This window comes from Massilia sp. H6, assembly GCF_024802625.1.
In the GTDB taxonomy this organism is placed as follows: domain Bacteria; phylum Pseudomonadota; class Gammaproteobacteria; order Burkholderiales; family Burkholderiaceae_D; genus Telluria.
On sequence record NZ_CP103371.1, the window covers coordinates 333,305 to 357,439 of the forward strand.

The 24,135-nt window shown below is 61.6% G+C and carries 18 protein-coding genes; 9 read left to right on the forward strand and 9 right to left on the reverse strand.

The window, feature by feature from the left end; translation table 11 throughout:
* Nucleotides 1-12: 12 nt before the first annotated feature.
* On the reverse strand, nucleotides 13-783 hold the full coding sequence (gene minC / locus NRS07_RS01525; protein ID WP_259210510.1) for a septum site-determining protein MinC: 771 nt from the start codon (nucleotides 781-783) through the stop codon (nucleotides 13-15).
* Nucleotides 784-1,063: 280 nt separating this feature from the next.
* On the opposite strand from minC, the gene NRS07_RS01530 reads away from it, so the two are divergent.
* Both NRS07_RS01530 and phbB read left to right on the forward strand, forming a co-directional pair.
* Complete coding sequence (locus tag NRS07_RS01530) at nucleotides 1,064-2,242, forward strand: acetyl-CoA C-acetyltransferase (protein ID WP_259210515.1); 1,179 nt, start codon at nucleotides 1,064-1,066, stop codon at nucleotides 2,240-2,242.
* 72 nt (nucleotides 2,243-2,314) lie between these two features.
* The gene (gene phbB, locus NRS07_RS01535; RefSeq protein WP_259210524.1) at nucleotides 2,315-3,055 is read left to right on the forward strand and encodes an acetoacetyl-CoA reductase; all 741 of its coding nucleotides are present in this window, start codon (nucleotides 2,315-2,317) and stop codon (nucleotides 3,053-3,055) included.
* Between the two features lie 92 nt (nucleotides 3,056-3,147).
* On the opposite strand, the gene NRS07_RS01540 is transcribed toward phbB, so the two are convergent.
* The 5 genes from NRS07_RS01540 to NRS07_RS01560 form a co-directional block, all read right to left on the reverse strand.
* A complete protein-coding gene (locus NRS07_RS01540; RefSeq protein WP_259210530.1) occupies nucleotides 3,148-3,840 on the reverse strand; it encodes an ABC transporter ATP-binding protein in 693 nt (230 codons plus the stop codon).
* The gene (locus NRS07_RS01545; protein ID WP_259210531.1) at nucleotides 3,837-5,042 is read right to left on the reverse strand and encodes a hypothetical protein; all 1,206 of its coding nucleotides are present in this window, start codon (nucleotides 5,040-5,042) and stop codon (nucleotides 3,837-3,839) included. The genes NRS07_RS01540 and NRS07_RS01545 overlap by 4 nt, the downstream gene beginning before the upstream one ends.
* Nucleotides 5,043-5,271: 229 nt before the next feature.
* The gene (locus NRS07_RS01550) at nucleotides 5,272-7,416 is read right to left on the reverse strand and encodes a peptidase domain-containing ABC transporter (RefSeq protein WP_259210532.1); all 2,145 of its coding nucleotides are present in this window, start codon (nucleotides 7,414-7,416) and stop codon (nucleotides 5,272-5,274) included.
* Between the two features lie 75 nt (nucleotides 7,417-7,491).
* Nucleotides 7,492-8,718, reverse strand: coding sequence for an HlyD family secretion protein (locus NRS07_RS01555; RefSeq protein ID WP_259210533.1), 1,227 nt, complete (start codon nucleotides 8,716-8,718; stop codon nucleotides 7,492-7,494).
* Nucleotides 8,719-9,230: 512 nt separating this feature from the next.
* Nucleotides 9,231-9,401 (reverse strand): hypothetical protein, encoded by a 171-nt coding sequence (locus NRS07_RS01560; RefSeq protein ID WP_259210534.1) that lies wholly within the window; start codon nucleotides 9,399-9,401, stop codon nucleotides 9,231-9,233.
* Between the two features lie 737 nt (nucleotides 9,402-10,138).
* On the opposite strand from NRS07_RS01560, the gene NRS07_RS01565 reads away from it, so the two are divergent.
* The 5 genes from NRS07_RS01565 to NRS07_RS01585 all read left to right on the forward strand — a co-directional run bounded on the left by NRS07_RS01565 (nucleotide 10,139) and on the right by NRS07_RS01585 (nucleotide 15,549).
* On the forward strand, nucleotides 10,139-11,458 hold the full coding sequence (locus NRS07_RS01565) for an amino acid deaminase (RefSeq protein WP_259210536.1): 1,320 nt from the start codon (nucleotides 10,139-10,141) through the stop codon (nucleotides 11,456-11,458).
* 48 nt (nucleotides 11,459-11,506) lie between these two features.
* The gene (pip, locus tag NRS07_RS01570; RefSeq protein WP_259210537.1) at nucleotides 11,507-12,463 is read left to right on the forward strand and encodes a prolyl aminopeptidase; all 957 of its coding nucleotides are present in this window, start codon (nucleotides 11,507-11,509) and stop codon (nucleotides 12,461-12,463) included.
* Nucleotides 12,464-12,536: 73 nt separating this feature from the next.
* Complete coding sequence (locus tag NRS07_RS01575) at nucleotides 12,537-12,983, forward strand: DUF2721 domain-containing protein (RefSeq protein WP_259210539.1); 447 nt, start codon at nucleotides 12,537-12,539, stop codon at nucleotides 12,981-12,983.
* Nucleotides 12,984-13,007: 24 nt separating this feature from the next.
* Nucleotides 13,008-13,460, forward strand: a complete 453-nt coding sequence (locus NRS07_RS01580; RefSeq protein ID WP_259210540.1) for a hypothetical protein — start codon at nucleotides 13,008-13,010, stop codon at nucleotides 13,458-13,460.
* A 55-nt stretch (nucleotides 13,461-13,515) separates the two neighbouring features.
* Nucleotides 13,516-15,549 (forward strand): NADPH-dependent 2,4-dienoyl-CoA reductase, encoded by a 2,034-nt coding sequence (locus tag NRS07_RS01585; protein ID WP_259213433.1) that lies wholly within the window; start codon nucleotides 13,516-13,518, stop codon nucleotides 15,547-15,549.
* 3 nt (nucleotides 15,550-15,552) lie between these two features.
* On the opposite strand, the gene NRS07_RS01590 is transcribed toward NRS07_RS01585, so the two are convergent.
* The 3 genes from NRS07_RS01590 to NRS07_RS01600 form a co-directional block, all read right to left on the reverse strand.
* Nucleotides 15,553-16,308, reverse strand: a complete 756-nt coding sequence (locus NRS07_RS01590; RefSeq protein ID WP_259210542.1) for a hypothetical protein — start codon at nucleotides 16,306-16,308, stop codon at nucleotides 15,553-15,555.
* A gap of 358 nt (nucleotides 16,309-16,666) precedes the next feature.
* Nucleotides 16,667-17,788 (reverse strand): beta-ketoacyl-ACP synthase III, encoded by a 1,122-nt coding sequence (locus NRS07_RS01595; RefSeq protein ID WP_259210546.1) that lies wholly within the window; start codon nucleotides 17,786-17,788, stop codon nucleotides 16,667-16,669.
* Nucleotides 17,789-17,891: 103 nt separating this feature from the next.
* Nucleotides 17,892-19,313, reverse strand: a complete 1,422-nt coding sequence (locus NRS07_RS01600; protein WP_259210550.1) for a S41 family peptidase — start codon at nucleotides 19,311-19,313, stop codon at nucleotides 17,892-17,894.
* A 548-nt stretch (nucleotides 19,314-19,861) separates the two neighbouring features.
* Between NRS07_RS01600 and NRS07_RS01605 the strand changes: the two genes are divergently transcribed.
* Nucleotides 19,862-21,874, forward strand: coding sequence for a M13 family metallopeptidase (locus tag NRS07_RS01605; protein ID WP_259213434.1), 2,013 nt, complete (start codon nucleotides 19,862-19,864; stop codon nucleotides 21,872-21,874).
* A gap of 88 nt (nucleotides 21,875-21,962) precedes the next feature.
* Nucleotides 21,963-24,047, forward strand: coding sequence for a M13 family metallopeptidase (locus tag NRS07_RS01610; RefSeq protein ID WP_259210552.1), 2,085 nt, complete (start codon nucleotides 21,963-21,965; stop codon nucleotides 24,045-24,047).
* Nucleotides 24,048-24,135 lie beyond the last annotated feature (88 nt).

The window sequence follows — 24,135 nt, forward strand, 5'->3', positions numbered from 1 at the left end:
CTAGGCCAAGGCTTACGCGCGCGAGGACGCCGGAGCCAGCGATGATATATCGAGCCGGTCGCCAACCAGCCGGATTTGTGCCGGCTGGCGCGTCAGGTCGGTGGGGAAACCGTCGTCGAAGGTGCGGTACACGCCGGCGATCGACACCAGTTCCGGCTGCATCGACAGGGCGAAGATGCGCGCCTCGGGGTTGCCGGATGCACCCGCAAGTGCCCGGCCGTTCAATGGGGCATACACATGGATGCTGCCGTCGGCAATGATTTCCGCACCATTGTTGACGACCGCAGTAATGATCAGGTCGCTGCCGCGGGCATACACCCGTTGGCCGGCGCGCACCGGGGTGTCGATGATCATGGCCGACACTGGCAGCGACGCAGGCGCAGCTGCCGCCTCTAGCGGCGCAGCTTGTGTTGCAGGCGCAGCGCTTGCCGCCGCCAATGATTCCTGCGTTCGCACGCCGCTCGAGCCGTCGTCGAGCGACAGGCCGTGGGCGCGGATTGCCTCTTCCATGCTTGGTGCGGCGCCGCGCACGGCAACTGCATTGAGCCGGTATCTCTTGAGCAGCGCCACCAGCGCCGGCCAGTCGATGACCGGAGATTCATGCGCGATGGAGGCGACATCGATCACCGCAAACTCATCGTCGAAGAAGTCCGCGACCCCGCCGGTCATCTGGTGCAGCGCGGCATCGATCGCGGCCGGATCGGCCGAACGCAGGATCGTTGAAATGGCGACGACCGTGGAGATCTTGATTTCGATGGGTAGCGAGCTTGGGGTTTTGGTCATAAAGCAGTCTGGTTGGCGTTGCGCTCGTGCATTCTACTGTGAAATTTGACCAAAAGGAGAGTTGCGCGTACATCATTCCGGTAGGAAACGAACCTTGGCGGGTGTTCAAAAACAGCCTGGCAAGATCCCGACGGCGGCGGTAGTGGGCAGTTGTATTCCATGGATTAGCTGATAAGATTGATTTTCCTCAAACGGTGCAAGTCATCGCATTTTAAGATGCATGGCTTCGCAACCTGCAGTCTCAACAATCTCCGGCAAGACCGGAACTAGGGAGAGCAACATGGAAGATGTCGTCATCGTGGCCGCTGGCCGTACTGCGGTCGGTAAATTCGGCGGTTCGCTGGCCAAGATTCCTGCGACCGAACTCGGCGCGCAAGTGATCCGCCAACTGCTGGCCAAGACCGGCATCGATCCGGCTTCGGTCAGCGAGGTCATCATGGGCCAGGTGCTCACCGCCGGCGCCGGCCAGAACCCCGCGCGCCAGGCCGTGATCAAAGGCGGCTTGCCCGACATGGTGCCGGGCTTGACCATCAACGCGGTGTGCGGCAGCGGCCTGAAGGCCACCCACCTGGCGGCCCAGGCCATCATGTGCGGCGACGCCCAGATCGTCATCGCCGGCGGCCAGGAAAACATGAGCGCCTCGCCGCACGTGCTCAACGGCTCGCGCGACGGTTTCCGCATGGGCGACGCCAAGCTGGTCGACACCATGATCGTCGATGGCCTGTGGGACGTCTACAACCAGTACCACATGGGCGTCACTGCCGAAAACGTGGCGCGCAAGTACGACGTCTCGCGCGCCGAGCAGGACGAGTTTGCGCTGCAGTCGCAGCTCAAGGCCGAGGCTGCCCAAAAAGAAGGCAAGTTCAAGGATGAGATCCTGCCGATCGAGCTGCCGTCGAAAAAAGGCGCGACCATCTTCGACACCGACGAATATCCAAAGCACGGCTCCACACTCGAGGCGCTGTCCGGCCTGCGTCCAGCCTTCAATAAAGAAGGCAGCGTCACCGCCGGCAACGCTTCCGGCCTGAACGACGGCGCCGCCGCCGTCATCATGATGAGCGCGTCCAAGGCCAAGGAACTCGGCTTGACCCCACTGGCCCGCATCAAGGCCTACGCCTCGGCCGGCCTGGACCCGTCGATCATGGGCATGGGCCCGGTGTCGGCCACGCGCCTGTGCCTGAAAAAGGCTGGCTGGAGCCACGAAGACATCGACCTGATGGAAATCAACGAGGCCTTCGCTGCCCAGGCCATCGCAGTCAACAAGGAAATGGGCTGGGATACATCGAAAATCAACGTCAACGGCGGCGCGATCGCGCTGGGCCACCCGATCGGTGCGTCTGGCTGCCGCGTGCTGGTCACGTTGCTGCACGAAATGGTGCGCCGCGATGCCAAGCGCGGGCTGGCCAGCCTGTGCATCGGCGGCGGCATGGGTGTGGCGCTGGCGGTAGAGCGCGATTGAGAAATCAGCCGGCAGCCGCACGCGGCTGCCGATCGAGGCAGTAATAACCGACAATAAAACTGGAGAAGACAAATGGCGAGAGTTGCATTAGTGACGGGTGGCATGGGTGGTCTGGGCGAAGCGGTCTGCATCAAGCTCGCTGCCCTGGGATACCGGGTTGTTACCACCTTTTCGCCGGGTAGCAAGAAGGCGGAAACCTGGCTGGCCACGATGCGCGAGCAGGGCTTCGACTTCAAGGCTTATCCCTGCGACGTGTCCGACTACGACTCGGCCCAGCAATGCGTGCGCCAGGTCGAGCAGGACGTTGGGCCAATCGACGTGCTGGTTAACAACGCCGGCATTACCCGTGACATGACCTTCAAGAAGATGGACAAGCCGAACTGGGACCTGGTCATGAAGACCAACCTGGATTCCGTGTTCAACATGACCAAGCCGGTCTGCGACGGCATGGTCGAGCGCGGCTGGGGCCGGATCATCAATATCTCGTCGGTCAACGGCCAGAAGGGCGCCTTCGGCCAGACCAACTACTCGGCGGCCAAGGCCGGCATGCACGGCTTTACCAAGGCGCTGGCGCTGGAAGTGGCGCGCAAGGGTGTTACCGTCAACACCATCTCGCCAGGCTATATCGGTACCAAGATGGTGATGGATATCCCAAGCGAAGTGCTGGAAACCAAGATCATCCCGCAAATTCCGATGGGCCGCCTGGGCAAGCCGGAAGAAGTCGCCGGCCTGGTCGCTTACCTGTCGTCGGACGAAGCGGCCTTTGTCACCGGTGCGAATATCGCGATCAATGGCGGGCAGCATATGTCGTGATGATGGAAGAGGCGCGCGGGCAGGGCGCTTCAAGTAAAACGGCCCGGACGAGCAATCGTCCGGGCCGTTTTTGTTTGCAGGATGGTCCGTGGTTACACGGCGACCTGCACGCCAGGCTCCCGGTTCAGCCCGGAAGACGGACGTGCCGCCCCCTGCAGCCCCGCGAGCGGCAGTACCGTCGCCCGGGTCTCCTCGATGAAGGCCTGGTCGTGCGTGCTGAACAAGACCAGCGTGTCCTCGCTGCAAGCCCGGATGCGTTCTGCGAGCAATTGCTTGGCCGCCGCGTCCAACCCGTTGGTCGGCTCATCCATCAGCAAGACCGCAGGCTTGCCCAGCAAACCGGCGGCCAGGGTGAACTTGCGCTGGGTACCCAGCGACATGTCCTTGAACCGAAGGTGACGCGAGAGGTCGATGTTGAACAATTCCAGCAACTGCTGATCGCCATCGGCCAGCTTGATGCGCTTGAGCGTGTACATCAGCATCATGTATTCGAAGCCGGTCATGAACTCGTAAGCCACCGGTTCGTCCGGAACGAACGACAGCTGCTGTTTCGCCAGCCTGGGCTGGGTTGCCAGGTCATGGCCTGCAATGCGAATGCTGCCTGCATCCGGCGCATGGATGCCGCACAGGAGCGACAGCAGGGTGGATTTCCCGGAGCCGTTCTCGCCGGTCAATGCGACCACGCCGGCGGCAAGCGCCAGGTCCAGGTTGTCGAAGACCAGCTTGTCGCCGAAACGCTTGCGCAGGCCGCTGCATGTCAACAGGGCGGGTGAAGAGGGGTTCATAACAGTGTTCCAGCAATCAGCATGCCAAGAGTAGCGCCGGCGAATTTGACGATCACGCTGCGTTTGTGCAGCTGGATCCAGGGAGTGCCGAGCAAGACCAGCAAGGCAGTATAGAAAACGACTAGTTTCAGCAGGTAGCCGCCGCTGAATAACGTGGTCTTGGCCGCAAACAGCGCTAACCAGGGAAGCAGCAGGAAAGAAGCCAGCACGAGCACCAGCAGATGGTCGGCAAGTGCCAACATGCGCTCGCCATATCCGATACTGCGCGCATAGGCGGTCAACCTGGAGCGGCCATCGAGCAAGGGACGATAGCAACCTGCCAGGATGCCGCTAAAACACCCGAGGGCTGCATGCACGAACAGGGCCGCATCGTGGTGCTTGCCGACCTTGACGATCATCCACCAGCTGAACGCCAGCGGTAATATCGCCCACAATACCCGGGACACGGAATCATGCCATTGGGTAGTTAAAAAGCGCCGGAAATTGTTCAGCAAAAACACCAGTGGTGGGCACCAGGTAAATTTCTCCATCCAGGCCAGGCAAGCATGAGCGGCGGGCGGCGTGTCATGGCGGGCGCTGACCATGCTCGCCCCCAGTGCCGCCGCCAGGACGCATAGCACCAGCTCAGCGCGCAGCACGCTGCTGGACGCGGCGGGAGACAGCAGCACGCATATCGCCAACAGCTGGACCAGGCGTACATGTCGGACACTGCCATACACCACGTCACGGGCTAGCGACAGGCTCAGCATCGCAAGCAGAACCAGGTAAAACCAGAAGCGGCCATCGGCGCCGGCGGCAGGCCCGGCATCGAAGGCGGTCCATGCAGCAAATCCGACCGGCACCGCAAAGATGAACATACCGACCATCAGGATGGCTAGGTCGACCAGCCGCAGTTCCAGTTCTGACAGCGGCATTGTGTGCACGAATTGCGCCAACTGGCCACCCCGGATGAAGTGGCGATGAATGCGGGCCCAGACGACGCTCAGGCCGAGCCAGGCGAGCAGCGGCACCAGGTTACGCCAGGTGTCGAACGGGTGGTCGAAGAATGCCAGTAGCGGATAGGCGACGAGCGAGGGCGCCTGGAACAGTGCCGGAGCGAACAGCAGGGCAAGCAGGAAGCCCACGTCGATATAGCGTTCGTACAAGCCCCTGGTCTGGTTCTTGAAAAATCCCAGGCGCATTCGCAACAGGTGAATCAGCACGCTCGATGCCTGGTCCGTTTCCAGATTTCAAGCGCTTTTGCTATGGCTTCGATCGCGGCAGTCACAGCCGGAACCAACCACAACCAGGAATCCGACAGATGCCACAAGCAGGCGGCAAGCACGGCGGCGGCGGGGAAAGAAACTGCGAACGTTCTGTTCGACGCAGCAAAGTAGGCGGCAAATCGCGAACGGATCGTCATAGAGCGGTTGTTAAGCATCATCAGCGTGTCTAGGCCGCCTGCTTTTCTTCAGGAGCCGGCTTCATCACATCCTGGGCGACTTGCCCGTTCTGCAGAACAACAACCCGCTCCGCCATCTGGATGGTTTCCGGACGATGGGCGACGATAATCCGGGTTAGCGGAATCTGCTGGATCGCCTGGTTGACGGCCTGCTCGTTCCACACATCCAGGTGGCTGGTCGCTTCATCCAGCACCAGGATTTTCGGGTTTTTATACAGCGCCCGTGCCAGCAGGATACGCTGCTTCTGGCCGCCCGACAGGCCGGTGCCGATATCGCCGATCAGCGTGTTGAAGGCCATCGGCATGGCGGCGATCTCGGGCGCGATGGCGGCGAGCTGGGCGCAGCCGTAGACGCGTTGCATGTCGACCATCGGATCGAAGAAGCTGATGTTGTCCGAGATCGATCCGGCAAACAGGGTGTCGTCCTGCATCACGGTACCGAGCATGTGCCGGTAGTTCACCAGGCCAAGCGAGCCCAGGGCCACGCCACCGATGCGGATCTCGCCGCCGGTCGGCGTGAGCAGGCCCAGCATGAGCTTCATCAGGGTGGTCTTGCCGCAGCCCGATGGTCCGGTGATCGCTACGCATTGCCCGGCCGGAATGGTGAGGTTGAGTTCGCGAATGACCTCGGGCTCGCTGTCCGAATAGCGGAAGCTCAGGTTCTTCATCTCGATGGTCGGCATGATATTGCCCGCGTCAACCTCGGCCACATCGTCATCGCGTTCGGCTTCGGCCAGCACGATGTCGGCCACGCGCTCGCCATGCAGGCGCATCATGCGCAGCTCGAACAGCTTGTCGATCAGGCTGGCCATGCGCTGGCTGAACTGGTCCTTGTAGCTGATGAAGGCAAACACCATGCCGATCGAGAATTCGTTGTTGAGCACAGCAAGGGCCGCCAGCCAGATCACGATCACGCGCTCGCCGCTGAACAGCAGGGTGTTGGCGGTCTGGTACGACACGGCCAGCTTGGAAATGCGCAGCTGGGCGTTGAATTCGTCGGTCAGGGTATTCATCCAGCCCGAACGGCGTTCTTCGCTGCGTCCGAACAGGCGGATGCTTTGCATGCCGCGCACCGTTTCCATGAAATGGCTCTGCTGTTTCGCCGAGTGGATGATCTGCTCGGAGTTCGCGTCGCGCAGCGGGCGGAACATGATCCAGCGCAGCAGCGCGTACAGCACCACGGCGACGCAAGCCACCGCCGCCAGCGCGGTGCTGTAGAGCAACATCATGATCAGGGTGCCGATCACCAGCACGCCGTCGATGATGCCTTCCACGAACTGGGTCGTCAGGCTGGTCTGGATCTGCTGGATCGAACCGAAGCGCGACACGATGTCGCCAGTGTGGCGCTTTTCGAAATACGGCAGCGGCAGTTTCAGCAAGTGGGCATAGGCATTGCCCAGCCATTGCAGGTTCAGGCTGGTAGCCAGCACCGTGGTGACCCAGGAGCGCACGGCGCCGATCGCGGTCTGGAGCAACACCAGCAGCAGGAAGCCGCAGCCGAGCACCGTGATCAGGTCGCGGTCCGCCGCCAGCAGCGCCTCGTCGACGATCCACTGCATGTAGAAGGGCGCGATCAGTGCGCACACTTGCAGCGCCAGGCCCAGCGCCAGCACCTGCAACAGGCCGCGGCGTAGGCCGACCACGCGTCCCATCAGGGCGAACAGGGAAATCTGCTGGCGCTCTTCCTGCGCTTCGAACTGCGCGGTCGGCGTCAGCTCGAGCGCGACGCCGGTAAAGTGCTTTGAGAAATCGTCCAGGGCCATGCGTCGTTCGCCGACCGCCGGGTCATGGATAACGACATGCTTGCCCGATACCGATTTGAGCACGACAAAATGGTTAAGGTCCCAGTGCAGGATGCACGGCAGCTTGAGTTCAGGCAGGTGCTGCAGGTCCAGCTTGAGCGGGCGGGTCTGGAGCGACAGGCCGCTGGCCATCGCCATCAGGCCTTTCAGGTTGACCCCTTTCATCGACACCGAGAAGCGGCGGCGCATGCTGGGGATATCGATCTGGTGGCCCCAATAGCTAGCGACCATGGCCATGCAAGCCAAGCCACACTCGGCGCCTTCGGTCTGCAGCAGGACCGGCAGCCGGCGGCTGTTCCAGAAGGCTAACTGGGAAAGAAGTGGAAATTGCATAATTCAGCAGCGATCGCGGATGGGCCGGCCGCGATGACGCCGCGGCCGGCAGATGAGGGAAAGAGTGAGTCCTGCTTACAAGCGGCCCGATATACTAAACAGCGGTTCCAGCACCCACTCATAGAGCTTGCGGCGCTCGAGCAAGACACTGGCATCGACCAGCATGCCCGAGCGCAGCGGCATCGGCGCGCCATATGCCTGCACCGCCTGCTGGTCGAGCTCGAGCCGGATCCGGTACACCGGTTCAGATTGCGCCGCGCCCGGCATGGCTGCCGCCGAGTTAGCCAGTTCCTCGGGACGCACCGAGGTGGTCGCCACTTCGCGCACCCGCGCCGGATGCTGGCCGAATTTCTGGTACGGAAAAGCCTGGTAGCGCAGCAACGCGGTCATGCCCGGCTTGATGAAGCCAACCGCGCGTGAAGGCACGTACATTTCCGCTTCCAGCTTATCGCCTTCTGGCAAGATCGACGCCAGCGACGTGGCCGTGCCGACGGTCTGGCCCAGATTCGCCGCGATCGCCGTGACCGTGCCGCTCTGGCGCGCCCGCACCGGGGTCTCGCGCCGCGCTTCGTTCTCGGTCAGGTCTTGCTCGAGCGTCGAAGCATTGCGTTGCAAGGCACTTTGCTCGCGTACGGCCTGCATTTCGATGTCGCGCACTTCGGCCTGGGTGCTTGCCAGGTCGCGCCGGGTGGCGGAGCTGATGCGGCCGATCTCGAGCAGGCGCTGGCGCTGGTCGAGCAGCTCGGCTTCGCGTTCCTGCAGTTGCGCGGCCGAGATGTAATTGGTCGCCTTCAACTGCGCGAAGCGTGCCACGGTCTGTTCGGACAGGGAGATACGTTGCTTCTGCATCAGCGCCTGGCTGTCCAGGCGCTGGAGTTCGCCCTGCAAATCCTGGGCGCGTTGCTGCAGGGCGGCGCGGCGATACCCGGCCTGCTCCTTGGCCTGCTGCAGTTCGGCCTGGAAGCTGTCGCGGCGCTTGACCAGCAGATCCGAGATCAGGGCTTCGGTGGAACGCGGATCGGCGTTGCTGCGCTCGCTGGAGACGACGAACAGGATCTCGCCTTCGCGCACGAACTGGCCCTCCTTGATGCGAATGTCCTTGATCACGCCAAGCTGGTTCGAGAACACGCGGGTCACGCCGGCGGTCGGCACCAGCATGCCCTGGATCGGGGTCTTGCGGGTGGTCTCGAAAAAGGCGAAAAAGGCAATCAGGAGCAAGGCCAGCGTGACGAACACACAGGTCAGCACCACGTGACTGATAGGACGGGTCAGAATGACGGTGCCGTACTGGCGTACCGTCACATGCTCGATGGCCTGCTGCCGAAAGAGGGTTTTCGGGGCGGTGTCGGGGGCCGGTGCGGGAGCCGGGGCAGTAGCTTGCCCGGGAGGCGTTTCCTGCTCATCTGAGATTGAAGCGGTATCGCGCAAAATATTAGCTCTCTAGAACTGGCTTCTGAACGGATCTGTCGGAATGCTCGTGATCAGAAGGGTCCTGCGTCAAGTATGCAGGAATCTTCGGGAAACGAACGATGCGTCCATACACAACATATGCTGAGTATTGCATCGCCTTTCGCGCAATTGCAAGGTCGAAACAAGCAATGCAAAAATTTTCTTATGATTTTATGCGGCTGGCGTAAAAACAACGTCCTCATCATACGAGCTTGATAGTTGTCTATGTGTAGTGACTCGTGGACGACCTTTTATGAGTCTTCACGCACCACACGACGCTCGAAATGCACCGATCGTAATTTGCTATTCGTCATCATAACCCAAGCTGAATTTAACTACTTGGGTTATGATATTTATTTGAAGAATTAACTGAATCTACCTTTTATTGCCAGAGCGGCCAAGCCAAGGCCGGCGCCCCATTTGGCACCAGAAACGAAAGCTGTGTAAACAACTGGGGCAAAGATAATGCCTCCCGAAACGTTGTCGATATCTTCTTGATTCAGCAATTCCATGCTTGGCAATTGAGTCTCTTTCATTTTATTCTCCATATATAAAATTTACAGTTTAGAAATGAGGAGCGCTAAGATTCCAACGATTATTCCAAATTTGGCACCTGACACAAAACATTCAAATAAAGATTCATCTTTAAGATCTTTCGCTTCAGGATGTTGAAATTCCCACTTCATAATACCCTCACATAATTTTCGATGCCAGCCCTGCCATCGAAAGTCCAAACACGGCGCCCGCGGACCAAGCGAGAATTTTCACAGCGACTGGTGCAACAAAAATAACTCCTCCGCTGACCGCGTCTATTTCGTCTATGTTGAGTTCGGACATTCCCGTCACTAGAGGATTTGCGCAATTCATGTTATCTCCTTAGGAATATGAGGGTGGTTTGTCAACTGTGGGGATCACAGCTAGCCACCACACTGCCATATTGCCATACTGAATGAGCTATTCGTTGCTGCAAATCAACATTTCTTGCAGTTAAGATGAGGTCCCATGAATATCGCATTGGTAGGTCCAGCTTTTAATTAAATAACAAGAATAGAAAATAAATTTTTTGGTGGTGTGGGGTTGCAAATATTTATTTGCACGCAAGATTATTTTTATTAATTATTCAAATACTTTAGAATAAGAAGGCGGTTGTATTGAAGTGTTTTTCTGATATCATTGTGTGCGGTATTGAGTATCTTTCAAAAGCTTAATGAATCAAAACATGCCTTTGCTGGATGTTTTGTATAACTCTAGTAATCGAAATTCTGGAGATTCTATGCACACTCTGCCCCGCGACGGCCTCGCCCTGTCCAGCCTCGACGAACAACTGCTCCTGCCCGGCACCAAGGGCCTGCCGATCACCAAACCCTTGCGCCAGGGCGCCATCGGCGTACAGGGCTGGAACGTGCTGCGCGGCGACACGAGCTTTCCAGTAGCGGTGCTCAAGGAGTCCGCGCTGCAGCACAACCTCGCATGGATGAAGCATTTCTGCGAGCGCCATGGCGCCACGCTGGCGCCGCACGGCAAGACCACCATGAGCCCGCAGCTGTTCGCGGCCCAGCTGGCCAATGGCGCCTGGGGCATCACGCTGGCCAGCGCCACCCAGGTACAGGTGGCGCACCGCTTCAATGTGCGCCGGGTGCTGCTGGCCAACCAGCTGGTGGCGCGCGCCGATATCGAGGCTGTGCTGGCGCTGCTGCACGACGACCCCGATTTCGAGTGTTATGTGCTGGCCGATTCGCTCGATGGCGTGGCGCGCCTGGCGGGGGCGGTACAGGCGCGCGGCCTGGCGCGCCCACTGCCGGTGCTGGTCGAACTGGGCCTGGCGGGGAAGCGCGCCGGCTGCCGCACGCTTGATGAAGCGCTTGCCGTGGCGCGCGCGATTGCCGGCGCCGACGGCCTGGCGCTGGCGGGCATCGAGGGCTACGAAGGCCTGCTGGTGAGCGACGATGTCGACGCCGACGTGCGCGCCGTGAACGCCTTCGTGGCCGGGCTGGTGGAGCTGCTCAGCAAGGCCGATGCCGAAGGTCTGTTCGGCAGCCTTGAGATCCTGCTGTCAGCTGGCGGCTCGGCCTATTTCGACCTCGTGGCGCGCGGCTTTGCCGGTGTAGACGACTTGTCGCGTCCGGTGCGCGCCGTGCTGCGCAGCGGCTGCTACCTGACCAGCGATCACGGTTCGTACCAGCGCCTGCTGGCCCGGCTGGATGCGCGCCAGGCGCATGCCGAAGGCTTGCGCCCGGCGCTCGAAGTGTGGAGCACCGTGCAGTCGCGCCCCGAACCGGGTCTGGCGATCCTTTCCATGGGCAAGCGCGATGCGTCCTACGACATCGAGCTGCCGCTGCCGCTGTTCATGCACCGCCCCGGCAGCGATCAGCAGGAGCCCGGCGCGCTACCGCACGGCTGCGCGATCGTCAAGATGAACGACCAGCACGCCTACCTGTCGCTGCCGGAAGGAGAGATCCGCAACCAGCTCGTTGTCGGCGACCTGGTTGGTTGCGGCATCTCGCATCCGTGCACCACCTTCGACAAATGGCAGGTGCTGCTGGCGGTCGACGACGCCTACACGGTGACGCAGGCGCTGAACACCTTCTTCTGACGAAAGCGGTACGCTACAATCGGCACCTAGCCTGCCGAGAGAGCCGCCATGCCCGCCACCCCGCCGTCACTGTTCCCCCCGATCCAGCCTGTACGCCAGGGCATGCTCGCGGTCGATGAGCTGCACACGATTTATTGGGAAGAAGTCGGCAACCCCAACGGCATCCCGGTGCTGTTCCTGCACGGTGGTCCCGGCGCCGGCCTGTCGCCCCAGCATCGGCGTTTCTTCGACCCGAGCGCCTATCGCGTGATCTTGTTCGACCAGCGCGGCGCCGGCAAGTCCACGCCGCTGGGCGAATGGCGCAACAACACCACCGAGCTGCTGATCGACGACATCGAGCGCCTGCGCGCCATGTTCGGCATCGCGCAATGGCTGGTGTTTGGCGGTTCCTGGGGCTCGACGCTGGCGCTGGCTTATGGCCAGGCGCACCCGGAACGCTGCCTTGGCTTCGTGTTGCGCGGGATTTTCTTGTGCACCAAGGCCGAAGTAGACTGGTTCCTGAACGGCGTGCAGTGGTTTTACCCCGAGCTGTACCAAGAATTCGTCGCGCCGATTCCGGTGGCCGAACGCGGCGACCTGCTGGCCGCCTACGCTACGCGCCTGCTGTGCGACGATCCGGCGGTGTACTGGCCGGCGGCGCGGGCCTGGAGCCGCTTCGAGGGCCGCCGCGTATTCTTGCTGCCGCAGCCCGAGGAAACCTCGTCCGACGCGCTCGACCTGGGTGTAGGCCGGCTCGAGTCGCACTACATGCTGCATGGCGCTTTTCTCGAAGAAGACCAGCTGATACGCGACGTCCAGCGTATCGCCCACCTGCCGGCGGTCATCGTGCAGGGCCGTTACGATGTGATCTGCCCGCCGCTGTCGGCCTGGCGACTGCACCAGGCCTGGCCGGGCGCGAAGCTGCGCATGATTCCGGACGGTGGCCATGGCGCGCTGGAGACCGGCATCGCGCGTGCGCTGGTGGGCGCCACCGAGGCCTTCAAGCTTCACGGATGCTTCGATTGAGCGCTGTTTGGCGGCCCGGGCCTGGTGTCAACTGCTACACTAAGGCCAATCCGACAATAACGCACGCAAGCACATGAATATCCAGATCAGCGACATCGGCCACGTCATCCAGCTGGCGATCGCGCCGGTCTTCCTGCTGACCGGCGTGGCAACCAAGCTGACGGTCCTGACCAACCGCCTGGCGCGCATCATCGACCGCACCCGGGTGCTCGAAGACCGGCTCAAGGTCAAGCCCAACGAGCTGTACTCGGCCGAGCTCGAAACGCTGTACACCCGCTCGCACCTGATCAATACCGCGATCACCTCCAGTACCGCCTGCGGCCTGCTGGTGTGCCTGGTGATCGCCATGCTGTTCCTGGGCGACACCACGAACTTGCCGCTCGATCAGTACATCGCCGGCCTGTTCGTGCTGGCGATGCTCGGCCTGATCGGCAGCTTTGTTTACTTTCTGCGCGAGATCTTCATCGCCTCGCGCTTCATGCGCATGCAGCATTCGCTATCGCTCCAGCAGCCCCGCTAACGCCTTACTCCAACGGTTTTTCTCATGCACGACTACCAACGCCCTCCGACCCTGTACCGCTATGCGCCGCAAGACGAACTCGATGCTGCGCTGCGCGGCCAGTTCCGCCTGCTGCCCGACGGCGGCTTTCTTTCGCTGTCGTTTTCGACCGCCTGGGACCCGCAACTGTTCGACGTCTTCCATCCTGCCGACCGCTGCCTGGTGATCCACAATACCGAAGAATTCGGCGAGCGCCTGCACCGCGCGGTGCAGCGCGCCTTGCCCAACTGGGCTGGCATCGATGGCGAAGTCGCCTACGGCGTGCGCTCGCCGCTTGGCGCGGCCTTCTCCAAGAGCCTGGGCCAGTCGCGCGAAAAAGAATGGCAGTTCGCCTGGCGCTCGATGTCGCCGGGCGCGAGCCTGAATCCGGTCGTCATCAATATCGGCAACATCGAGCAGTTCGCCGAACTGCGCGGGCGCGACAGCCGCCCTTCCTGAGCCGTTGGCATCCGTTTAGTAACATTCCTCCACGAAATCACGGTGTAATGCCGTGATGACGCATACCACCTATCCCCATCTCCTCGCACCGCTCGACCTTGGTTTTACCACGCTGAAGAACCGCGTGATCATGGGATCGATGCATACCGGGCTCGAAGACCGCTTCTACAACTATGGCAAGCTGGCCGCGTTCTACCGCGAGCGCGCGCGTGGCGGCGCCGGCCTGATCGTCACCGGCGGCATCTCGCCCAACCGCCAGGGCTGGCTGCTGCCATTTGGCGGCACCCTGAACTTTCTGGGCGACGTGCCGAACCACCGGCGTGTCACGCGCGCGGTGCACGAAGAAGGCGGCAAGATCGTGCTGCAGATCCTGCATGCGGGCCGCTACGGCTACCAGCCCTTCGTGGTCTCGGCCTCCAGCATCAAGTCGCCGATCTCGAAGTTCAAGCCCAAGGCCCTGGATGCGCGCGGCATCGAGCACACCATCGCTTCCTATGCACGCTGCGCGAAGCTGGCGAAAATGGCTGGCTACGATGGCGTCGAGGTGATGGGCAGCGAGGGTTATTTGCTGAACCAGTTCCTGTGCGCGCGCACCAACCAGCGCACCGATAGCTGGGGCGGCTCGATCGAAAACCGCATGCGCCTGGCCATTGAGGTGGTGCGCCGCATCCGCGCAGCAACCGGGCCCGATTTCATCCTGATGTACCGCCACTCGGTGCTCGACCTGGTCGAAGGGGGCAATACCTGGGACGAAGTGGTGGCGGTCGCCAAGGCATTAGAGGCGGCCGGCGTCACGATCCTGAACACCGGCTATGGCTGGCACGAGGCACGCGTGCCCACCATCGTCACTTCGGTGCCGCGCGCGGTCTTTGCGCAAGTGGCGGGCCGCCTGCGCAGCGAAGTGAGCATCCCGGTGGTAGCGTCCAATCGCATCAACATGCCCATGGATGCCGAAGCGCTGCTGGCGCGCGGCGACGCCGACATGGTGTCGATGGCGCGGCCCTTCTTGGCCGACCCCGACTGGGTCGCCAAGGCGGCCAGCGGGCGGGACGACGAGATCAACACCTGCATCGCCTGCAACCAGGCCTGCCTCGACCATACCTTTGCGAACAAGCGCGCCAACTGCCTGGTCAATCCGCGCGCCTGCCACGAAACCGAGCTGGTATTTCGCAAGACCGCGCGCGCGCGCCGGGTCGCCGTGGTCGGCGCCGGCCCGGCCGGCCTGTCGGCGGCAACCGTCGCTGCCGAATGCGGGCACCAGGTGACGCTGTTCGACGCACTGAGCCACATCGGCGGCCAGTTCAATGTCGCGATGCGCGTGCCGGGCAAGGAAGAATTCGCCGAAACGATCCGTTACTTTGGCCGCAAGCTGGCATTGACCGGGGTCGAAGTGCGCCTGGGGTCGCGCGTCACGCGCGAACAATTGCTGGCGCAGGGCTACGACGACGTCATCGTCGCCACCGGCATCGTTACGCGCAAACCCAACATCGAAGGGATCGATCACCCGAAAGTGCTGAGCTATCTCGACGTGCTGCGCGACGGTAAGCCGGTGGGCAGGAAGGTCGCCATCATCGGCGCCGGCGGCATTGGCTTCGACATGGGCGAGTTCCTGGTACACGATCCACGGGTGCCGCTGCCGGTGCCGGCCGGGCACTGGATGGCGGAGTGGGGCGTCGACCCAAGGTCAAACACGCCGGGCGGGCTGGCGCCGCCGGTCTCCCCGCATCCGCCGCGCCAGGTCTGGCTGCTACAGCGCAAGACCACGCGCCCGGGTGCGGGCCTGGGCAAGACTTCTGGCTGGGTACACCGCGCCACCCTGGTACGCAACGGCGTGCAGATGCTGGCCGGGGTGCAGTACGACCGCATCGACGACGCCGGCCTGCACATCACGGTCGGCGGCGAGCAACGCTTGCTGGAAGTGGACAACGTGGTGATCTGCGCGGGGCAGGAGAGCCTGGCAGAGCTGATGCCGGCGCAGGGCGCTAGTGGCGGTCCGCGCTTTCACAAGATCGGCGGCGCGGCGCTGGCGGCCGAACTCGATGCGAAGCGGGCGATTCGGGAAGGGGCGGAGCTGGCTGCGCGGTTGTGAAGATCAGTAGTTCAGGCGCAGTCCCATATCCGGATAATGCTGGCGAACATACTTGATGAGGAAATACTGGAAATACAGAATAGAAAAGATTTCCATCGTTTCTTCGATCGTTACCATCAATGTAAACGTCAGGTCGCGCACCCCATTGGTTATGGCAACGTGATCGCCTTCAAAGGTTTCCAGACCAATGGTGGCGAACACGAAGCAGGCTCCGGCTAAACCGAAGTGGACCAGGTAAACCCGTTCCAGTCGCATCATAAAGGGAATGAAATACACGCCCAGCATCACCACGATCAGCGCTACCGGTACGGTCCATGCCACGCTTAAGAAAGGCAGCATATCGAGCTTGCCGCCAGCGGCGCCGTGAACAGCACGCGACAGGATGTGGCGCAGGTCGGCGAACTCATCGATCGACATAAAAGCGAAACCCAGAGCCAGTACTTGCCAGGCGCGCGTGTTGAATGGATTGCGCACGCTTTCCAGACGTGCCGTAACAAAAAGGATCGCCGCCGTAAGTAGCAGGTTCAGCGAAGAAAAGTAGGTGGGTACGTTGTGTTCTTCGTAGAAGTCGAACAAGGGAACCAGTCCATATACCAGATCGCGCTGAAAATAATACTTCAGTACCATAACCATCAGGTGGGCGATAACAAGGATCACACCAATGCCAAGCAGCTTGCGGTGAACACTGAAGGCTTCGTCGAAAGAAAGTATGCGTCGCGCGCTGGTAGAAGTATGCACTTGCGTAGCGGTATCAATCATGATGGCTTCTTATGGTGGCGCGAGACTTCCCCGAGCCAGCCTTGTCATATTAGTTATAGTTGCTTGCTCGTAAATGGGTTCTTCAAGCGGGTCAGCCTGAAATGCTACTGTGCAATGTCATCTTGATGACACACTGCTCATCATAGACATGTCGTGCATTTATTTAAAGCTAGTTGTGTTGATTTTCAATAATTTTCGCAAATACAACAACATGAACAAGCGATAGTCGTAACTGACTAGTGCTGCGCGGGCTGGCAGCATGAGGAAATGTAAAAGACAGAGAAGGCGCTTATAGCGCCTTGATTCAAGTGCATGCAGCGCAGGCGCGAACGCTGATGCTTCAGGCTACGTCACCGGGCTATTTTTTGCGCACCACCACGCACCCGATCGAATACCCCGCGCCGAACGAGCAGATCACGCCGTTGGCGCCGCTCGGCAAGTCGTCCTGGTGCTTGTGGAAGGCAATGATCGAGCCGGCTGACGACGTGTTGGCATAGGTGTCGAGGATCACCGGCGCCTCGTTCGGCTCGGCATCGCGGCCCAGCAGGGTACGCGCGATCAGCAGGTTCATGTTCAGGTTGGCCTGGTGCAGCCAGTAGCGCGCCATGTCCTTGATCTCGAGGCCCGCGTTCTTTACCGTCTCGGCGATCATCTCGGCAGCCATCGGACAGACTTCCTTGAACACCTTGCGGCCCTGCTGGCGGAACAGCTTGTCGGATGCGCCGACACCGGCTTCGTCGAAGCGGTTCATGAAGCCGAAGTTGTTGCGGATGTTGTTCGAGAACCTGGTCTTGAGTTTGCTGTCCAGGATTTCCCACTGGTGGTCGCTGGTGGCCGTCTCAAGCGCTTCGACAATCACCGCGGTGCAGGCGTCGCCGAAAATAAAATGACTGTCGCGGTCGCGGAAGTTCAGGTGACCGCTGGTGATTTCGGGGTTCAGCATCAGCACCGCACGGGCGCGTCCGGCGCGCACCGCGTCGACTGCCGTCTGGATGCCGAAAGTGGCCGACGAGCAGGCCACGTTCATGTCGAACCCGAAGCCGTCGATGCCAAGCGCGTCCTGCACCTCGACCGCCATGGCCGGGTAGGCGCGCTGCATGTTGCTGCAGGCGACCAGCACCATGTCGATATCGGACGGCTGCTTGCCGGCGCGCTCGAGCGCTTCGCGCGCTGCGGCGACGCACATCTCGGCCTGCAGCGAGAGCTGGTCATCGGCGCGCTCGGCAATGCGGGCGGTCATGCGCGAGGGATCGAGGATGCCTTCCTTTTCCATCACGTAGCGCGACTTGATGCCGGAGGCCTTTTCGATGAAGCCGCTGCTGGAAGCTTCGAGCGCGGTCGTTTCGCCGGCGGCAATCGCCGCGGCGTGTTCCTGGTTGAACAGGTCGACATAGGCGTTGTAGGCCGCAACCAGCTCGTCGTTGGAGATGGAATACGGTGGCGTAAACAGGCCGGTGCCGCTGATGACGACAGGTTTCATGTTCGGGACTTTCAAAGGAAATAACGGCGCTTAGCCGGAAGATGCGGCGATTCTACACGCTCGCGCCAGGCCTGGGAATTGGCTGACTTGGCAACAAAGATGCTCAGCGCGCGTGCTGCGCCAGGGTAGCGCCGCTGGTTCGGCGCGCCAGCTGCACCGGCTGTCCCTTGAGGTGGCGTAGCGCCTGCGCCAGCTGGAAGTCGGTGGCGCTGCCGTAATCGACCGGCTTGCGCTGGCTTGCCTCGGCCAGCAGCCGCATCTGCTCTTCGATGTCGTCGGCACGCGTTGCTGCTTCGTCATCGCGGTCGTTCGACAGGTGGCGCTCGAGGTCGGCCTCGCGCATGCGCAGCGCGTTCAGGCCGTCGCCCTCGGCAGTTTCATCGACCGCGAAATCGGGCACAATGCCGCGCGCCTGGATCGAGCGCCCGGCCGGCGTGTAGTAGCGCGCGGTGGTGAGCTTGACGGCGGCATCGCGCCCGATCGGGCGGATGGTCTGGACCGAGCCCTTGCCGAAGGTCTGGCTGCCGAGGATGGCGGCGCGCTTGTAGTCCTGCAGCGCGCCGGCCACGATCTCGGAGGCGGAGGCCGAGCCGGTATTGACCAGCACTACCATGGGCAGGGTTTTGAAGGCCTCGGGCAGGTTCGACAACGGGTCGCCGCCGCTGCGCAGCATGTAGAACTCGGGTCGGGCGTAGAAGCGCTGGCGATGTTCCAGCAGCTGGCCGTTGGTCGAGACAATTTCGGCGTCTTTCGGCAAAAACGCGGCGGCTACGCCGATGGCGCCCTGCAGCAGGCCACCCGGGTCGTTGCGCAGGTCGAGCACCAGGCCTTTCAGGTCCGGATCCTGGCGGTACAGCGCCTGCAGCTTGGCGGCCATGTCGTCCACGGTCGGCTCCTGGAACTGCGAGATGCGCAGCCAGCCATAGCCGGGTTCGACGATTTTGGCCTTGACGCTTTTCTGGACGATTTCACCGCGCTCGATGGTAAAGCGCAGCGGCGCCGGACTATCCTTGCGCACGATGGTGAGCACCACCCGGGTGCCCGGCTCGCCGCGCATGCGCTTGATGGCTTCGTCGATCGGCAGTCCCTGTACCGGATGGCCATCGATTCGGGTAATCAGGTCGCCTTCCTTGATGCCGGCACGCCAGGCAGGGGAGTCTTCGATGGGGGCGACGATTTCCACATAGCCCTCGTCGCTTTCGGAAATCTCGATGCCCAGGCCGACGAAGCGGCCTTCGGTGCCCTCGCGCAGCTCGCGGAAGGCGCGTGGATCGAGGTAGGCCGAATGCGGGTCGAGCGAGGCGACCATGCCCGAGATGGCTTGGGACAGCAGTGCCTTGCCTTCGACCGGCTCGACATAGGCAGACTTGATGACACCGTAGACGTCGGCCAGCTGGCGCAGCTCGGCCAGCGGCATGCCGGCCTCGACCGGCTTGTGCGCCAAAGCGGAAAATTGCATCGTGAGGGCGACCCCGGTAATGGCGCCGAGCCCGACGAGACAGGAATTCTTGAATGTGGAGCCCATGGTTTACCCGAGTTGACCGCATACGGCCGTCGCGCATGAGTCAGCGCCAGTCCAGTATAAACCCGAAAACCCGAGGCTGCCGCGGAGCGGGCAAAACCCGCGAGCCATGCATATCAAGAATAGCTCGGCCGCGAGCGAGGTAAGCAAATGTAAGATTTTAAGCGAGCGCGAGGGCCCGGTTTTATAGTCGAATTCAGCTTTTTCTCTCTGTCCACTGTTTGAAGTGGTCTTGCCCGCGGCCCCCTCCGCGGGCTTTTTTCCATGTGCCGCCCCAATGCTGTGGCGGCGCACCAACACATGCATATACGATAACTGCCGTCCTGCATGTATCGAAAAGTAAAAAAGCGCCGATCGCCGTTGCCGCCCCATGTACACGGGCTAGAATGAGCCGGGCTTTTGCCGTCCTTGACCGTGGGCGCAAGCCGGGACACCATCATGAACATGGTCTTGAAGAACGGCCATAAGCCGCTCATTTTCCAGTAATCTTCCCAGTAAGTAAGGACACCCCCGTGAAGCGACTCCTATTGAGCACCCTGACCCTGTCGATGATGGCGGCTTTCGCCACTGCGGCAGATCCTGCCCCAGCCAAAGCAGCCGGCGCACCGATCTCGGGCATCGACACGCAGTACATCGACACCAGCGTGCGTGCGCAAGACGACTTCTTCACCCACCTGAACGGCAAATGGCTGAAGTCCACCGAGATCCCGAGCGACAAGGCGAGCTGGGGTACCTTCATGAAGCTGCGCGACGACACCACGCCACAGATCAAGGCGATCATCGAGGCCGCGCAGGCCGACAAGAGCGCCAAGCCTGGGTCTGAAACCCAGAAAATCGGCGACCTGTACGCCAGCTACATGGACGAAGCGCGCCGTGAAGCGCTTGGCACCAAGCCGTTGAGCAACGAGCTGCAAAAGATTCGTTCGCTCAAGGACAAGAAGGGCTTGCCGAACCTGGTGGCGCACCTGTCGAAGATCGGCGTCGCGACCCCCTATGGCATTTATGTGAGCCAGGACATGCGCAAGTCGAGCGAGCATGCCGTGTACATCTCGCAAAGTGGCCTGGGCATGCCGGACCGCGACTACTACCTCAAGCAGGACGACGCCAAGCTGGCGGAAGTGCGCGCCAAGTACCTGAAGCACGTCGAACAAACCCTGGCGCTGGCTGGCGAGAAGAATGCCGCCGAGCAGGCCAAGGACATCGTCGATTTCGAGACCGAGCTGGCCAAGGTGCAATGGACCCGTGTCGAGAACCGCGACCCGGTCAAGCGCTACAACAAGATGACTGTGGCCGAACTGGCCAAGCTGGCGCCGGGCTATGACTGGAACGCGGCCCTGGCCGCCGCCGGCGCGGGCAACAAGGTCGATACCATCATTGTCAACCAGCCGAGCTATTTCGCCGGCCTGAACCAGGTGCTGGCCAAGACCGAGCTGTCGACCCTGAAGTCCTACTTCGAATGGCAGCTGCTGCGTGAATTCTCGCCACTCCTATCGAAAGCCTTCGTGGACCAGAGCTTCTCGTTCTACGGCACGGCGCTGTCGGGCGTGTCCGAGCAGGCGCCGCTGTGGAAGCGCGGCGTGGGCGCGGTTGAAAGTTCGCTCGGCGAAGCGCTCGGCAAGCTGTACGTGAAGGAGCATTTCCCGGCCGAGCGCAAGGCGCGCATGGAAGAGCTGGTGAAGAACCTGATCATCGCCTACGGCCAGTCGATCGACAACCTCGAGTGGATGAGCCCCGAGACCAAGAAGGAAGCCCGCGCCAAGCTGGCCAAGTTCACGCCAAAGATCGGCTACCCGGACAAGTGGCGCGATTACTCGAAGCTGTCCATCAAGCGTGACGACCTGGTCGGCAACGCGATGCGCACGGCGAACTTCCGCTACAACTACCAGCTGAACAAGCTGGGCAAGCCGGTCGACCGCACCGAATGGGGCATGACGCCGCAGACCGTGAACGCCTACTACCGCAGCACCACCAACGAGATCGTGTTCCCGGCCGCGATCCTGCAGCCGCCGTTCTTCGACATGCGCGCCGACGACGCGGTGAACTACGGCGGCATCGGCGCCGTGATCGGCCACGAGATCGGCCACGGCTTCGACGACAAGGGCAGCCAGTCGGACGGCGACGGCAACCTGCGCGACTGGTGGAGCGACGCCGACCGCGCCGCCTTCAAGGCCCGGACCGACAAGCTGGTGAAACAGTTCAATGGCTTCTCGCCGCTGCCAGGCTATAACGTGAACGGCGAACTAACCCTGGGCGAGAACATCGGCGACAACGCCGGCCTGTCGATCGCCTACAAGGCCTACAAGCTGTCGCTGGGCGGCAAACCGGCTCCGGTCATCGACGGCCTCACCGGCGACCAGCGCTTCTTCATGGGCTTTGGCCAGGTGTGGCGCTCGAAGATGCGCGAAGCCCAGCAGATCAACCAGGTCAAGACCGACCCGCACTCGCCGGGCCAGTTCCGCGCCAACGGCACCGTGATGAACATGCCGGAGTTCTACGAAGCCTTTAATGTCAAGCCGGGCGACAAGATGTACCTGGCGCCGCAAGACCGCGTGATCATCTGGTAATCTGGCGCTAGCAACAACAATCCGAACGGGCCGGCGCAAGCTGGCCCGTTCGGCATGACGACTATAGAAAACATACGGAGACAGACGCATGAAACGACATTTGCTCAGCGCCGCGGCGCTGGTTTTGGTGGCTTCAATGGCCCAGGCCGAATCTGGTGCCGGCGCTGCAGCCAGCGCCAAGAGCGGCGCCAAGGCCGCCGCGCCATCGGCTGCGCTTTCTTCTGGTATCGCGTTGGAATACGTCGAGCCCACGGTGCGCCCGCAGGACGACTTCTTCCAGCACCTGAACGGCAAGTGGCTCAAGAAGGTCGAGATCCCGGCCGACAAGTCGACCTGGGGCGCCTTCCACCAGCTGCGCGACGACACCCTGCCGCAACTGCGCGCCATCATCGAACGCGCCGCCGCCGACAAGAGCGCGGCTGCCGGTTCGGAAACCCGCAAGATCGGCGACTTCTACGCCAGCTACATGGATGAAGCCCGCCTGGAGCAGCTGGGCATCGCTCCCCTGAACAAGGAACTGGGCAAGATTGCCGCCATCAAGGACAAGTCCGAACTGCCGGCGGCCTTTGCCCACCTGGGCCGCATCGGCGTGAACGTGCCGTTCGTGTTCTTCATCCACCAGGATGCCAAGGATTCGACCAAATACGTGGCCGACCTGTACCAGGCCGGCCTGGGCATGCCGGACCGCGATTACTACCTGAAGGGTGACGACGCCAAGCTGGCCGACATCCGCGCCAAGTACCAGCAGCACGTGGAAAAGCTGCTGGCCATGGCCGGCAACAAGAATGCGGCGGCCGATGCCAAGGCCATCGTCGAGCTGGAAACCGAGCTGGCCAAGGTGCAGTGGACCAAGGTCGAGAACCGCGACCCGATCAAGACCTATAACAAGGTCGAGCTGGCCAAGCTGGCCGAGCTGGCGCCCGGTTACGACTGGAACGCCTGGCTGGCCGCCACCGGCCTGGCAGGCAAGGCTGACTACCTGATCGTCAGCCAGCCAAGCTACCTGAAAGGCTTCGCCGACGTCTTGAGCCGCGTGCCGCTCGAAACCTGGAAGACCTACCTGCAGCTGCATACCGTGAACGGCTACGCCGGCTACCTGTCGAAGGCTTTCGTCGACCAGCGCTTTGCCTTCAATGGCACCGTCCTGTCGGGGATCCCGCAGCTCGAGCCGCGCTGGAAACGCGCTGTTTCGACAATCGAGAGCGGCTTGGGCGAGGCGGTCGGCAAGCTCTATGTGAAAGAACACTTCCCGGCCGAGCGCAAGGCGCGCATGGAAACCCTGGTGAACAACCTGATGACGGCCTACAAGGAGTCGATCGACACCATCGACTGGATGAGCCCCGCCACCAAGAAGGAAGCCCAGGCCAAGCTGGCCAAGTTCACTCCCAAGATCGGCTACCCGGACAAATGGAAGGATTATTCGGCGCTAAGCGTCAAGCGCGACGACCTGGTTGGCAACGTGATGCGCTCGCGCGAAGTTGAATACAACCGTGAACTCAACAAGCTGGGTAAGCCGATCGACCGCGACGAATGGGGCATGACGCCACAAACCGTCAATGCCTACTACAACCCTGAACTGAACGAGATCGTGTTCCCGGCCGCGATCCTGCAGCCGCCGTTCTTCGACGCCAAAGCCGACGACGCGGTGAACTACGGCGGCATCGGCGCCGTGATCGGCCACGAGATCAGCCATGGTTTCGACGACCAGGGTTCGCAGTACGATGGCGACGGCAACATGCGCAACTGGTGGACCGAAGAAGACGGCAAGCGCTTCGCCGAAAAAACCAAGGTGCTGGTCAGCCAATACGCCGCCTACAGCCCGCTGCCGGGTTATCACGTGAATGGCGAACTGACGCTGGGCGAGAACATCGGTGACAATTCGGGCCTGGCGATTGCCTACAAGGCTTACCAGCTCTCGCTCAAGGGCAAGAAGGCGCCCGTGATCAAGGGCTTGACCGGCGACCAGCGCTTTTACATGGGCTGGGGCCAGGTGTGGCGCACCAAGATGCGCGAGCCAGCACAGATCGCCCAGATCAAGACCGACCCGCACTCGCCGGGCCAGTACCGCGCCAACGGCACGCTGAAGAACCAGCCGGGCTTTTACGAGGCGTTTGGCGTCAAGCCGGGCGACAAGATGTATCTGGCGCCGAAGGATCGGGTGATTATTTGGTGACGGGTAGATTGGGCAGGTGATGAAAAACGGCCGCGATGCAGATCGCGGCCGTTTTTTTCGTGGGGGGGGGCTAACCGGGCGCCCGCGG